This is a genomic window from Taibaiella koreensis (genome assembly GCF_003545715.1).
GTDB lineage: Bacteria > Bacteroidota > Bacteroidia > Chitinophagales > Chitinophagaceae > Taibaiella > Taibaiella koreensis.
The window spans coordinates 973215-986879 of the sequence record NZ_QVNU01000001.1 but is presented as its reverse complement, the minus strand read 5'-3'; the positions used below and the strand labels follow the sequence as shown (position 1 = coordinate 986879).

11 protein-coding genes are annotated in these 13665 nt (G+C 50.5%); 4 read left to right on the top strand and 7 right to left on the bottom strand.

Translation table 11 applies throughout. The annotated features are described in order from the left end of the window. The first annotated feature begins 56 nt into the window (after positions 1-56). The 4 genes from DZK30_RS04370 (at position 57) to DZK30_RS04355 (ending at position 3423) form a co-directional block, all read left to right on the top strand. On the top strand, positions 57-1631 hold the full coding sequence (locus DZK30_RS04370) for a histidine kinase (RefSeq protein ID WP_118972848.1): 1575 nt from the start codon (positions 57-59) through the stop codon (positions 1629-1631). Then, positions 1628-2350 carry a LytR/AlgR family response regulator transcription factor gene (locus DZK30_RS04365; RefSeq protein ID WP_118972847.1) on the top strand — a complete coding sequence of 241 codons (723 nt, stop codon included), beginning with the start codon at positions 1628-1630 and terminating at the stop codon, positions 2348-2350. Before DZK30_RS04370 ends, DZK30_RS04365 begins: the two co-directional genes overlap by 4 nt. A gap of 116 nt (positions 2351-2466) precedes the next feature. Continuing rightward, positions 2467-2691, top strand: coding sequence for a hypothetical protein (locus DZK30_RS04360; RefSeq protein ID WP_118972846.1), 225 nt, complete (start codon positions 2467-2469; stop codon positions 2689-2691). 204 nt (positions 2692-2895) lie between these two features. Continuing rightward, entirely contained in the window at positions 2896-3423 is a 528-nt protein-coding gene (locus DZK30_RS04355; protein ID WP_162902834.1) for a hypothetical protein, read from the top strand. 264 nt (positions 3424-3687) lie between these two features. On the opposite strand, the gene DZK30_RS04350 is transcribed toward DZK30_RS04355, so the two are convergent. From DZK30_RS04350 to DZK30_RS04320, 7 genes are all read right to left on the bottom strand, one after another. Continuing rightward, positions 3688-5016, bottom strand: a complete 1329-nt coding sequence (locus DZK30_RS04350; protein ID WP_162902833.1) for a TolC family protein — start codon at positions 5014-5016, stop codon at positions 3688-3690. Between the two features lie 34 nt (positions 5017-5050). Further along, complete coding sequence (locus tag DZK30_RS04345) at positions 5051-8155, bottom strand: efflux RND transporter permease subunit (protein WP_118972843.1); 3105 nt, start codon at positions 8153-8155, stop codon at positions 5051-5053. Between the two features lie 57 nt (positions 8156-8212). Then, the gene (locus tag DZK30_RS04340) at positions 8213-9340 is read right to left on the bottom strand and encodes a serine hydrolase domain-containing protein (RefSeq protein WP_118972842.1); all 1128 of its coding nucleotides are present in this window, start codon (positions 9338-9340) and stop codon (positions 8213-8215) included. Between the two features lie 86 nt (positions 9341-9426). Further along, positions 9427-9918 (bottom strand): GDYXXLXY domain-containing protein, encoded by a 492-nt coding sequence (locus tag DZK30_RS04335; RefSeq protein WP_118972841.1) that lies wholly within the window; start codon positions 9916-9918, stop codon positions 9427-9429. Beyond that, positions 9905-10987, bottom strand: a complete 1083-nt coding sequence (locus DZK30_RS04330; protein ID WP_118972840.1) for a DUF4401 domain-containing protein — start codon at positions 10985-10987, stop codon at positions 9905-9907. Before DZK30_RS04330 ends, DZK30_RS04335 begins: the two co-directional genes overlap by 14 nt. Then, the gene (locus tag DZK30_RS04325) at positions 10965-11942 is read right to left on the bottom strand and encodes a DUF2157 domain-containing protein (protein ID WP_118972839.1); all 978 of its coding nucleotides are present in this window, start codon (positions 11940-11942) and stop codon (positions 10965-10967) included. Before DZK30_RS04325 ends, DZK30_RS04330 begins: the two co-directional genes overlap by 23 nt. 74 nt (positions 11943-12016) lie before the next feature. Continuing rightward, positions 12017-13528 (bottom strand): GH3 auxin-responsive promoter family protein, encoded by a 1512-nt coding sequence (locus DZK30_RS04320; RefSeq protein ID WP_118972838.1) that lies wholly within the window; start codon positions 13526-13528, stop codon positions 12017-12019. Positions 13529-13665: the final 137 nt, after the last annotated feature.

Sequence of the window (13665 nt, the reverse complement as noted above, 5' to 3'; positions counted from 1 at the left end):
GGCTTCGCCCCCGTACGGCATTGCCTTGTATTATTTGCAGCTTAAGGCCGCCCGGTATGTTTCACTACAGGATAAGCCGCAACTTATGGATCGGTCTGCTGCTTGGCATATCCCTTACCCCGGCGCAGGCCCAACCGGATTCAACCACAGTGCTGACTTTCGATTTTAACCAGCACGAGATTGCCGAGAACAACCACAGATCGCCGGTAAGGGCATCGGCGGCAGTGCTGGCTACCGACCGCTTTGGCAATAAGCAATCGGCGGTATACCTCAATGGTACAGAAAACAGCTATCTGAACCTGGGCACGTCTTCACTGCTTAAACCCCATGCGGGTACCATTTCCATTTGGATAAAGCTACACCGGAGAATATACATTGGTAAAGGACAGGCATCAAACCCTGTGATCATCACCAAAAACGGCCCGGGCGACGACTTCATTGTAGCGTATTCCATGGGCTACGACAGCTATGCTAACCGGCTTGTAGTGCATACCACAAAAGATTCCACTACCGAAGCCAGTATTGCTTCTATTGAAGAAATGCAATTTAACCAGTGGCGCCATCTCGCCATGACTTTTGATAACCACCAAATGTGCTTTTATATTGATGGCGAGCTACAGGGATGCATGGCCAAAAATTTTGAAACGGTTTATTTGAGTGCCGATTCCGTTGTGGTTGGCAATACGGCCAGCAAAAAAAACAGTCGCTTTTCATTAGGCATTTTTGACGACATCCAGATCTTTCACAGAGTGCTGTCGCCGGCAGAGATCAAAGGTTTGTACGAAGCCCCGGACCCCAATCGCTGGCGCCCCGTAATAGACTACGCCGGGAAAGCATTGCTCCTGCTCGCCCTGGTTACCGGCCTCTCCTACCTGCTGCTGCGTAACCGGCGCCGTAGCCTGAAACGGAAAGAGGAACAACTGCTCCTCAGCAACAGACTGCAGGAGATGGAACTACGCGCCGTACGGGCACAAATGAATCCGCATTTCATTTTTAACTCGCTCAACTCCATTCAACACTTCGTTATTACACGGGAACATGAGAAAGCCCAGCTTTACCTCAGTAAATTTTCCCGGCTCGTACGCAAGCTGCTCGAAAGTAATATAGGTGAAAGCATTCCTCTCGAAGATGAACTGGACATTCTGCACCGCTACCTCGAAATGGAGTCATTGCGATTTAATAACGCTTTCCACTATACCATAAGGGTAGACGAAAACATTGACATTGCCCGGTCGGCCATCCCACACCTGATGATCCAACCCTTTGTTGAAAATGCGATATGGCATGGGCTCCTCGCCAAAACGGGAGATAAAGAATTGATGATCGCCTTTACCCGGCCCGCGGATGCCGTGCTGTGCTGCATTATCGAAGACAATGGGATCGGCCGCGGCAGCGCTACTAAAGGGCCGGTAGAAGTGCATAAGGAAAAATCGCTGGCAATCGGCTTTATCCGGCAACGGCTGGCATTACTCAGCAAGGACCGCCAACAGCACTTTACGCTGCAGATCATCGACAAGAAAAACAACGATGGCAGTAATGCCGGCACCAGGATAGAAATTACGTTACCTCAGTTCCGGCAGCCGGAAAGAAGCACTGGAAAAGAAACCCAGCAAAGCCTAAAGAAAACATGAACATGTACAGAGCCATTATCGTGGACGACGAGCTCATGGGTATAAAGACCCTGAAGCTATTGCTCGAAAAGAACTGTCCCGATGTAAAAGTAGTTGCTACTGCTATCGAACCACAGGCAGGGATTACCTTTATCGACGATTACCGGCCGGATATTGTATTCCTGGACATCAGCATGCCACAGATGTCGGGCTTCGAGCTGCTTGAGCAGACCTATTATAAGGACTTCTGCCTGGTATTTACGACGGCGCATGCCGAGCATGCGATCAAGGCGATCAGGAACAAGGCGCACGATTACCTGCTGAAACCCATCGATGCAGAAGAGCTTAAAGCTTGCGTCCATAATATCAGGAACAGACCGGCGTCCAAACGGGAGACCGGCCCGGGTAGCTCGCGCCAGGTAATAGAGCTACCGGTGAAAGACGGCATTATCTTTATCAGGCCGGCCGACATTGTCCGGGTTGAAGCATCGGGCAGCTATACCATTTTTCACCTGGATAAGGGCGTGCGGCACCTGGTATCCGGTAGCATGAAGACTTACGAGTCGTATCTTGATCCTGCTACTTTTTTCCGCTGCCACCTGTCTCATATTGTCCATCTTGATAAAGTAGTGAAGCTGCACAGCGCCGACGGTCTTTTTGCCAAGATGTGCGACGGTTCCATGGTTGAAGTAGCCCGCAGGAACAAGCAAGCCTTCCTGGAGAAGCTGAAGAACGGATAGGTGCCAGATACCGGCCGCAAATTTCCCTCTGTATTCCACAAAGCAGGAACGCCAGGCCACCAATCTCCTTATAACCTTAGCAGGCAGCGCTTTAGATTCGCAGGAAACAAACAAAAATGAAAAAAATCACATTAGTGGCCATCATCGCCCTGGCAGGAGCCACCTTGTTTCCGTCCTGCAAAAAAGATTACAAATGCACTTGCACCTGGAGTATCGGCGGCCAGCAGCAAAGCAACACAGTTGAACTGAAAAAAATGTCGAAAAAGGATGCAAAAGCAACCTGTGAAGGTTCCACTAATCAATACAGCGCCTATACCGGCGTAAGCTGCGCCCTGAACTAAGCCTATACACCATGAATGCAAAAAGAGCTGTCGTTATGGGCGGCTCTTTGCATTTTGGGTAATTGAAGCCGGCATTATTTTCGGGAATGCCATAAACGCTGATTATATTTGCGCCCGGTGCCATATACTAACCTATAATCAACAAAACCGGGATGGCATTGTTTTTTTATAAAATACAGCTCTACGCTCCCTCAAGCTAAGCCTATGCGAACAAAACCCTTCCTCTTTGCCTTTCTGCTTTGTTGCTTCCTGGGTACCATGGCTTTCGGCCAGAAAAAGAAGCTCACGCCGCTTCAATACAACGACCAACTGGCGGCTGTTACCGACTCCCTGTATAGCCTGGGGCTGGAATGGGGTGCACAGCTCCAGCAGATCATGGAAGGCTCTAAAAATTATGGACAGCTGGCTGCACCGCGCGCTAAGATCGCTGCTTTTACAGAAAAGAAGATCGCCGAGATCAGACGGCAGCCACCAGTGGGCACAGATGGTGCTCAGCTGAAGGCTACTGTGCTCGACTTCCTGAATTTCGAAAAAAACATGATCGAAACTGCATTCGCCCCTCTTGAAAAGCTGAACAGCAATACTACACAGGACGAGATCGACGCTGCTGTAAAAAAACTGACTGACCTGGCCAGCCAGGAAGAAGAAGCACTCAAGAAAGTAAATGTGGCGCAAGAGGCTTATGGCAAATCGCATGGCTTCGAGCTGGAGCCGGCGGAGGCAGAAGAATAAACTAACGTCCAAACGATGTGTTTCAACAGGTAGAGAGTGTCCCGTTACTTTGCCACCGGCACCAGGACCATTATTCTATCACAGTATACTCATTTATCTTCTGGAGTACTATGTGCCCTGAATAAATCAATGTTGTTTTCTGAAGCATTTTACAAAAAAGCGAAAAGACTAGGCGCTCAACCGCCGGAGGATACTTCTTCTGTGCCAAAAGGCACAGAAGAAGTATCAATTGTGCGCTTATCCGGCAAAAATGGTACCCCATCGTTATTTCACCAGGTTGTTTTCCAGCTCCAGCAGCCGGGTCTCGGTGATCTTAACCGTATACGATGCATCGACCAGGCGGGCCATAGCTGCTACATAGCTGTTCTCAGCCTCTCTTAGCTCCAGGGTATTGGCCACCCCCACGCGAAAACGCGCTTGCTGGATCATCACATTTTCTTCCGCATACCCGATATTTTCCTTTTCCAGATCAAGGCTCTTCAAGGCGTTATCGTAGCTACGCCAGGCCGTACGGTAACGGGCTGCAAGGCTGGTCTGGAGTCGCTGCACCATCAAGTCCTGCCGGAACACTTCCTGGCGGGCCACTTTCTTCTGGCGTTGCAGGTTGAAGCCGTTGAATAAAGGCAAGGTAAGGTTCAAGCCACCCTGGGGACCATAGGTACGGTTAAATAAGGTAACCCCCGCGCCATTCTGCGTACGGTTGTAGTTGTAGGATGCCGAAAGATCAAGCACCGGGTATTGCGCGCCATTGGCCAGCTTCAGATCGTATTCCGAAAGCCGCTTTTGCTGCTGTGCCAGCTGTACCGAAAAGTTGCGGTCCATCCATTGTTCTTTGTCCCTGTAGACCAGCTCTTTATTCAGGTGAAGGCTGTCCTGTACATCATAATTGATAAACTGGTCACGTCCCAACATAATCATAAGACTGTCTTTGGCCTGGCGCAGCAGTGCCGACTGTGTAAGCAAAGCCGACCGGCTGGCATTGTAGTCTACCTGCGCCTGCAGGTAGTCGGTTTTGGCCGAAGTGCCCACCTCAAATTTCTTTTTTGCCAGGTCCATACGCACCCTGGCCAGGGACATGGCCGTATCGATAGCCATAAGCTGCTGCTTTTGTCGCACAACTTCGGCATAGCCGATGATCACCTGCGACACGGTAGACTGGATCTGTTGCTTCAGGCTTGTGTTGCCTATTTGCTGCAGTTCCTCCAGCCGCCGCTTATTGGTAAACATACGAAGACCGTCGAACAGTATCCAGTCCAGCTGTACTGCGCCGCTCAGCGTTTGCGAGCGTGCACCTTTCCGGTTCTGGACATCACCGGTGGCCAGCTCCACATGGGCATCGGTAATATTGCCGTTAATACCACCTACAGCATTAAGCGAGGGCAGCATACCGGCATTGCCAATCGTATTGTTGGTTTTGGCCTGGTCCAGCTGCACCTTTGCGATCTGGATATCGAAATTCTGATCCAGCGCCGCGGCTACGGCATCGGTAAGGGAAAGCAGGGAATCCTGTGATGCCGCCTCCTGCGCCTGCACAGAGAGCGATAGCGACAACAACAGCGAGGGCCATAAGGCATATTTCATTATCCGGGTCATTCTTGATGGCAAATTTCTTTCTTTATCCGGCATTTTATTCATCCAGTTTTTGTATGGCCGATACCTGTTTTACTTTCCTGCGGCTGAGAAAGGTGTACATTACAGGTACTACGAACAGGGACAGCAAAAGCGAGAACATAACGCCGCCGACGATAACGATGCCCAGGGGAATACGGCTGGTGCTGGCTGCGCCCAGGGACATTGCCAGGGGCAGGGCGCCGCCGGCCATAGCCAGGCTGGTCATCAGGATCGGCCGCAGCCTCATTTTGGCGGCATTCACCACCGCTTCGCGTTTCGAGGCGCCGGTATCCCTGATATGGTTGGCATACTCTACGATGAGGATACCATTCTTGGTCACCAGGCCGATCAGCATGATCATCCCGATCTGCGAGAAGATATTCAGGGTTTGCCCAAACAACCATAGCGACAACACGGCGCCGGCGATCGCCAGCGGTACGGTGAGCATGATGATCACCGGATCGACGAAGCTTTCAAACTGTGCAGCCAGTACCAGGTAAATGAGCACAAGCGCCAACAGGAAAGCAAACAGCGTATTGGAGGAGCTTTCGGCATAGTCCTTCGATGAGCCGGCCAGCGCCGAAGTAAACGATTCATCGATCACTTTTTTATCCTGCAGGTTACTGTAGATCCGCTGCATTTCCGCAATGCCATCGCCAAGCGTGTAGCCAGCAGCAGGGTTGGCCGAAACAGTAGCAGATTTATACCGGTTATAGTGGTAGATCTGGGAAGGGCTAATGCTCTCCTCCACGCGGATCACGTTGTCGAGGGAGATCATCGTACCGCCTGGTGTCCGCACATAATAGTATTTAAGATTGATCGGCTCGTCACGGTCCGAACGGTTTACCTGGCCGATCACCTGGTACTGCTTTCCATTCATGGTGAAGTATCCAAGGCGGCCGTTGCTAAGCGCCATCTGCAAGGCCTGGGAAACGTCGGCTACAGAAATGCCCAGCTGCGAGGCCTTGGCCCTGTCTACAATGATCCTCAGCTCGGGCTTGTTCACCTTAAGGTCTACATCGACATTCTGAAACACTTTGCTTTTATTGGCTTCATCCATAAACTGCGGCAGTACCTTACTCAGCTTTTCAAAATTGATATTCTCCAGCACAAAAGCTACCGGCAATCGGCTGCCGCCGCCACGCTGTACGGCAATGGTCTGCTCCTGTATCGCATATGTCTGCCCGAAATTAAACTTCTTAAATCCTTTGTTCAGCTGCTGCACGATATCATCCTGCGAACGGGTACGTTCTTCGGGCGACGACAGCGTGATATTGCCATTGGCCGAGTTCACGGCGCCGGCGCCGCTAAAGCCCGGCGCTGTGGTGGTGAGCACAATTTCCTTTTCCGGTACAGAATCGATCACGTATTGCCCTACCTGGTCCACATATTTGTCCATGGCATCATAGGATGTTCCTTCGGGCGCTGTGAGAGACAGGCGGAAGCGGGAACGGTCTTCCAGTGGCGCCAGCTCGCTCTTAAGCCCCGATCCGAAAAAGTAGATGGCTGCGAGGCACGCGACAATACCTGCAGTGGCAATCCACCGGTGTCCCATGATCCATTCCAACGCACGCCGGTAGCGGTTTTCCAGGCCGGAAAAGAACGGCTCGGTCTTCACATAGAATTTCGATTTTTTGGTTGTATCCTTACGGGAAAGATAGACATTAAGCACCGGTGTAAGGGTAAGGGATACAAAGCAGGAAATGATTACCGCGCCGGCCACCACGATACCGAATTCGCGGAACAGCCGCCCGGTAAAGCCCTGGAGGAATACGATGGGCAGGAAGATAATGGCCAGGGTGATCGATGTCGCGATTACCGCAAAGTATATCTCCTCGCTCCCCTCGCGTGCCGCCCTGTGCTTGTCCATACCGGCTTCCATCTTTTTATAGATATTCTCGGCCACTACGATACCATCGTCGACCACGAGGCCGGTCGCCAGTACAATAGCCAGCAGGGTGAGGATATTGATGGTAAACCCCATGATGTACATGATAAAGAAGGCGCCGATAAGGCTCACCGGGATATCGATAAGCGGCCTTATCGAGATGAGGATATCGCGGAAGAACAGGTAGATGATGATGACCACCAGCGCAAAAGCGATGAAAATGGTCTCCTCCACCTCACTGATCGATTTTTTGATGGTAAGCGTATTGTCCAGCGCAATATTGAGCTTGATATCCGGCGGCACGTCCTTCTTAACTTGCTCGAAGCGTTTGTAAAACTCTTCGGCTATTGCCACATAGTTGGAGCCGGGCTGCGGTATCACCGCCAGGGCAACCATGGGCACGCCGCTTTCCTTAAGCTGGGTCTCTTCGTTCTCAGGCCCCAGCACCGCCTCTCCTATCTCCCTGACATGGATATCGCTGCCGTTCACATTTTTGATGATGAGGCCTTCGAAATCATCCTCCGTCTGCAGCCGCCCGATAGTCCTTACCGAAAGCTCGGTAAGGTAACCGGCTACCTTACCCGAGGGCAGCTCGATGTTCTGCTTGTCAAGGGCCGCCTGCACATCGCTGAAGGTGATGCCATAGGCGGCCATCTTCATCGGATCGAACCAAAGCCGCATAGCATAGCGCTTTTGTCCCCATATCTGGATGCTGCTCACACCTGGTATGGTTTGCAGGCGTTCCTGCAGTACATTCTCGGCATAGTCGCTAAGCTGAAGCTGGTTGCGGGTATTGCTTTGAACGGTCATGGAAAGGATCGGCTGCGAGTTGGCATCCGCTTTAGATACCACCGGCGGCGCATCGATATCCTGCGGCAGGTTCCGCAGCGCCTGCGACACCTTATCGCGCACGTCATTGGCTGCGGCTTCCAGGTCCTCGCCCAGATCGAACTCGACAGTAATATTGCTGGTGCCCTGGCTGCTTGATGAGGAAATATTGCTGATACCGGCGATACCGTTGATCGACTTTTCGAGCGGCTCGGTGATCTGCGACTCAATGATATCGGGGTTGGCGCCAGCGTAGCTGGTCCTTACATTGATAATAGGCGGATCGATAGAAGGGTAATCCCGTATCCCCAGGAACTTGAAGGCTATAAAGCCGAAGATCAGGATAAAGATATTGGCTACTACTGCAAAGACCGGTCTTTTTAACGCGAGGGATGGTAAGCTCATTTTATAGTAATGTAGTACGGAACCTTAATATTATTGTTTGTTCAGCAATGCCGGCGGCTAGCCCTGAGCTTCTGCTATGGCCAGGAACATTCTTTTCCAATCGGTATGTTTTCCTTCCTGTTTTCCCAGGCGTACGATAATGAGCCCGCTTTGGGGATGCACATAAGTATATTGCCCCAGCAGGCCCACAGCCATAAAATCGGGCGGCTGCTCCTCCTTCCCTCTGTTGTGCCACCATTGATAGGAATAGATGCCGCCATTTTTTGGACGGTCAAAAGTGACGGAGCGCCTCACCCATTCGGCGGGCACTACCTGGCGACCATTCCAGCTGCCGCCGTTGAGGTACAGCCTGCCAAATTTGGCATAGTCGCGGGCAATGGCGTTGAGGCAGCAGAAGGCCTTTTCGGTCTGCCCTTTCCGGCTATCGATGCTCCAGCTTGCATCCGACTCCATCTGCAGCGGCTGCCATATCTTTTCCTGCAGGTAGGCGGCCAGCGTTTTTCCGGTAGCACGGCTTACGATCATTCCCAGCAGCTGCGTATTCAGGCTGGTATATTCAAAATGCTGTCCCGGGGGCTCTTTAACCTTGATATGGGAAACGTATTTTTTCAGGTTGGTGCCGTAATAATATTTGGCTACATCCCCAAAGGGATTGAAATAGCTTTCATTGAAAGCGATCCCCGATTGCATGTCCAGCAGGTTTTCGATGGTAATTTTTCCAAACTGTGCTTTATCGAGTTCGGGGAAATAATCGGTGATGGGCTGATCTACACCTTTGATATAGCCTTCGCCTATGGCGATGCCTACCAGCGCCGACACGAAAGACTTGGCCGCGGAGAAGGACGGCACAATGCTGTTCTGATTGTACTTATGAAAATACTTTTCGTAATAGAGGCTATCGTTGCGTATTACCAGGAAGGCCACAGTCTTGGTGCGCTCCAGGTACTGCTCAAAGCTATATGGCTTGTCTTTGATGGTGATCTCTCTCGGCAGCCGGACTACAGAGGAGTCGCCCCGGCGATTGTCGGCCGGGGTAAAATGAAATGCCACGCCGTCGCGGGCCACAGGATGGGATGGAAATTTCCGGTAGTCCTTAATATCGGCAAAATTATAGATAAAAAAACGCCCCACATGGCAGGAGGTGCAGCAAAACAGGCAAAACAGCAGGGCGATGGTAAATCTCATGCGAACATTGGCCGGATTAAGAAAACAGAACCGCTTAGACCCCGGGATGCAGTAAAGGTTTAAGCCACAACAGAAAATTATAAAATTCATGGTTTCAGCAAATGATGCTGCCCGTCATAAAGCCCTACGAGAATGCTGTTACCGTTTTTGTCTACTTTCAGACCGCCGAATTTAGCCTCGGCGAAACGGGATGCCTGCCCCTCTTCGAAAAAGTAGGATTCGGCGCCGATATAAATACTCCGGTCCCCGGCGAATTTATAGTGCAATAGTAGTTCCCCCGGCGATAAGGGTTCTTTTGCCGCCTGTATCCTCACCTTAGTGGCCACGCCATCCTGGTCCAGCTGTACGACAAAATATCCCCTTGGCGGGATGCCTGGATCGTATCCGGTCCCGGAGATCGCATAGTTTAACCGCATATAATCGCCCTGCATCAAAGACCTCGGATCTACCGGGGCAAGCTCAAGCAATACAAGTTGTCCCGCCGTCAGGGTTCTCTCTTTTTTAAAAACAGCCCGGTTAAACAACAGCAAAATGAGCAGCAGGTTCAACAGGATCAACAGCGGTCTATATTTTTTCATCTCTCTTTAGTTGACGATTATAAAAATACCACACCAGCAGGAGTAAGAGGCCGGGAAAGAAAAGAAGGCCTGACTTGTACAGCAGCGACAGCCGGAGATCGTAATAATATTTGATGATAAAATAAGCCAGGGCAGCAATACTCAATCCTATCTCCACTTTGTAGCCATACCTCACCGACAACAGCAACAGGAATAAGGCGCCGGGAATGTAAGCGAAGTTAAATACCGGTAGCAACAGGACTATCGTCAGCAGATAAATGGCGACGATAGTTACTTTACTGACGATCTGCAACGACTTTATGATCTGGGCAACGAGCAACAGGATGCCTATGTCTATAGCTACGGAGAGGAGCCTGCCGTAGCCCATCGGGCCAAACCCGAAGTCATATTGATGCACCATCCAGATCAATCCGGCCAGGAAAGAAATAAAGAAACCGGATTGCAGGGATTGGTATAATTTATTCCAAAAGCTGCCGGCAGCCAGTATCCTGTGTTCATTTGCGGTAAGCCAATAGAGTGCAGCAAGCACGAAAAGCATGGGCACAGCTGCGATATATCCATAGAGATGATTGACTGGAAAAATAGCAAAAAAGCTGCCATTGAACAGGAGCACAGAGACAAACGTCATCATAAAGCCGCCGGAAATCAAGACGCCGGCTATGGAAACAATCATAAATAAGATGAGAATGACGTTGCTATCGCTACCCATTGATCCCATCCCAATGCCGGCCAGTACAAAGCCGGTGATGTACAGGGTAATGGCAACGGTGTCAAAAAAGGTATGATTGGCAATGCGCGAGCCGCCAATAGCCAGTGCGATAGAAATTATGCCTGAGATGATCATTGCCGGTTCGGTTTTGTAGAGGCCCGCTACGAAAAAGAAGCCCAGGAGCGCAAGAGTAGCCAGAAAACCACCGGCACCAGACAATATCTTGATAACAATATTGGCGTAAGCGTTTTCGCTTTGCCCGATAGCCCGTTGCAACTGTTCTTTATCGTATGCAAACCCATCGCCTTCTGTAGCGCCGATCTGCTGCAACAGCCCATTAATCTTCTGTTCTCTCTTCATGCCAGCGCTTGTTTAGTTTAACCAGTTGCATAATCAATAAGGTGGTAAGGCCGATGATCAGCAGGCTTACCAGGAAAAAGATACCTACAGGATCGTTAAACGGCCTTACGATCGCGGTGATCAAAATGATGATGACGGCAAAGGGAATCAGTGCGAGGTACAGGAGTTTCCGATGGCGTAAGCCATACCAGATGCCGGCAGCAAAGCCTGCTATGGCCAGCAGCAGTGAAATGGAAAAGCCCGGCGACCGGTCTATAATGCCCAGGCATACTGCTATCGTAATAGAGCATACCGCAGCAATGGCCGCCAGTCCGCTCAGCCAGCCTGTCTTATCCTGTACAGGGCGGCCCAGGGCCACTGCTTCGACCAGCAGCGCAAATAATGCATTCAGCCCAAAAAGCCAAGACAACATTTCGATCGCCTCAACATGGCTCGTCCTTTGTTCTATATATAAACATAAGGTGGCATTGCAGAGCAACATAAAAATAAACCACAGCACAGGAAATCCCGATACAAGCGTCCAAATTAAGATAGCAAGCGTCCAGCCCAGAAACAAATCATAAGCATCGGCCCCGGTCTGGTAGATCTGGCCGAAGACGGCAAAAAGTGCGCCCACCAATATGGAAGCAGTGGCCAGCAAAATGTTCTTTATTTTTTCGTCAAGGCGCTTATTCAACACCACCACGGCAATACATACTGCAATCAACGTTTCGACAAGACCTAGCTTGATGACCTTATGAAGACTGGCCCAGTTAAAAGCGAAGAAAAAAATGATGCCGGCCAATACAAAGGCAAGGCCAAGGCCGATGAGGAAAAAATTCAGAAATTTACGCCATCCGGCCTTTCCTGTATAAATACCGCTGTGTTCAAAGGTGGCTTGTATGTTTTGTGCGGTCCAGTTACTGTGCCGGCTGACAAGGTGTATGTCTTCCCTGTCGACAGAAGGTTCGTTCATAGGCTGAATATACAGGTATCCTGCTGCAATTGAAAATAAAAGCGGTCGTGAGCGTGGAGACAGGTACCGAAAAGCTACTGCTTAAATACGAGTATTTCTTCCAGGTATTTCCTTTCGTTGCTCAGGCGTGGCACTTTGTGCTGGCCACCCAGCTTTCCCTTGCTTTTAAGCCAGTTGTTGAAGCCGCCTTTGGGCATACGGTGCACGATGGGCATGCGTAGAGCAATATCTTTATGCCGCTTGGCCTCATAGTCGCTGTTTATCTTCTGCAGCGCCTTATCCATTTCAGCAGTAAAAACTTCCAGGGGCACAGGCAGGTGCTCAAATTCGATGATCCATTCATGGGCGCCATTCTCGCTGCCACTCATGTATACAGGGGCGGCGGTATAGTCGTTGACCACAGCGCCGGTGATGCGGCTGGCTTCTGCTATGGCATGATCGCTGTTGTCGACGATCACTTCTTCGCCAAAGGCATTGATATAGTGCTTCAGCCTGCCGCTGACCTTAATGCGGTAGGGTTCTGTAGAGGTGAATTGTACGGTATCGCCTACGAGGTAGCGCCATAAGCCGCCATTGGTACTAATGATCAGCGCATAATTTTTACCCGTCTCCACTTCCCGCAGGCTCAGGGTTTCGGGCTCGGCTTTGCCATATTCCTCCATAGGCATGAATTCGAAGAAAATGCCATGATTGAGGAAGAGCAGCATGCCTTCTTCGTTGATATTGTCCTGTGCGGCAAAAAAACCTTCGGATGCGTTATAGGTTTCCATATACCGCATCTGCTTCGAAGGAATAAGCTCGGCAAACTGGCTGCGGTAAGGGGTAAAGCTTACACCACCATGAATATAAAGCTCCAGGTTGGGCCATATCTTATGCAGATCCTTTTCACCCGCTATTTCCAGTATTCGTTTAATGAGGACAAGCGTCCAGGTAGGCACGCCGGCGATAAAGGTGATATTTTCATGAAAAACACTGTATATCATGGCTTCGAGCTTAGCCTCCCATTCGTCCATAAGCGCTACCGACAGTTCGGGGGCCCGCATTACCTGTCCCATGAAGGGCATATTCTGCAGCATGACGGCCGACAGATCGCCGTAAAAAGAATCGGCGCTGAGCTGATTTACCTGGTGACTGCCCCCTATGGTAAGGCATTTGCCGTTCATCATGCTGCTTTGGGGAAATTGCCGCAGGTACAGCGAGAGCACATCCTTACCGGATTTAAAATGGGTATCGTCGAGCGAATCCTTGCTTACCGGGATGAACTTGCTTTTGTCGCTGGTGGTACCGCTGCTTTTGGCAAACCAGTTGATGGGATCGGCCCAGAGCACATTCTGCTGTCCCTCCAATATCTTTTGGATATAGGGCTTCAGCGAATCGTAGTCGTTTACAGGAACACGTTGCTTGAATTCCCTGATGGAGTTCATGTGCTCAAAATCATATTGCTTGCCGTACTCGGTGAACTGAGCAGAGCCAACCAGGTGGTTGAACACCTGCTTTTGCGTATCGATGGGGTTCAGCGCAAAATTATCGATTGCGCTCAGGCGCAACTTCATATAGCTTTTGATGGCTGGCGAGATAATGCTCATGTGTGCTCCAAAATTATTCAAATTTCCTGTAAAGTCAATACCCCCCGGTAATTGTGGCAAAAGCGCCTGAAAAATACAATAGCCACCCAACTAATTGATTCAGCGTTATGTCTTCTACCCTAGCGACCAAGACATAA

Bases quoted from the DNA above. Each gene is read 5' to 3' on its own strand.
- DZK30_RS04370 (WP_118972848.1), top strand. From the start codon at position 57: ATGTTTCACTACAGGATAAGCCGCAACTTATGGATCGGTCTGCTGCTT.
- DZK30_RS04365 (WP_118972847.1), top strand. From the start codon at position 1,628: ATGAACATGTACAGAGCCATTATCGTGGACGACGAGCTCATGGGTATA.
- DZK30_RS04360 (WP_118972846.1), top strand. From the start codon at position 2,467: ATGAAAAAAATCACATTAGTGGCCATCATCGCCCTGGCAGGAGCCACC.
- DZK30_RS04355 (WP_162902834.1), top strand. From the start codon at position 2,896: ATGCGAACAAAACCCTTCCTCTTTGCCTTTCTGCTTTGTTGCTTCCTG.
- DZK30_RS04350 (WP_162902833.1), bottom strand. From the start codon at position 5,016: ATGACCCGGATAATGAAATATGCCTTATGGCCCTCGCTGTTGTTGTCG.
- DZK30_RS04345 (WP_118972843.1), bottom strand. From the start codon at position 8,155: ATGAGCTTACCATCCCTCGCGTTAAAAAGACCGGTCTTTGCAGTAGTA.
- DZK30_RS04340 (WP_118972842.1), bottom strand. From the start codon at position 9,340: ATGAGATTTACCATCGCCCTGCTGTTTTGCCTGTTTTGCTGCACCTCC.
- DZK30_RS04335 (WP_118972841.1), bottom strand. From the start codon at position 9,918: ATGAAAAAATATAGACCGCTGTTGATCCTGTTGAACCTGCTGCTCATT.
- DZK30_RS04330 (WP_118972840.1), bottom strand. From the start codon at position 10,987: ATGAAGAGAGAACAGAAGATTAATGGGCTGTTGCAGCAGATCGGCGCT.
- DZK30_RS04325 (WP_118972839.1), bottom strand. From the start codon at position 11,942: ATGAACGAACCTTCTGTCGACAGGGAAGACATACACCTTGTCAGCCGG.
- DZK30_RS04320 (WP_118972838.1), bottom strand. From the start codon at position 13,528: ATGAGCATTATCTCGCCAGCCATCAAAAGCTATATGAAGTTGCGCCTG.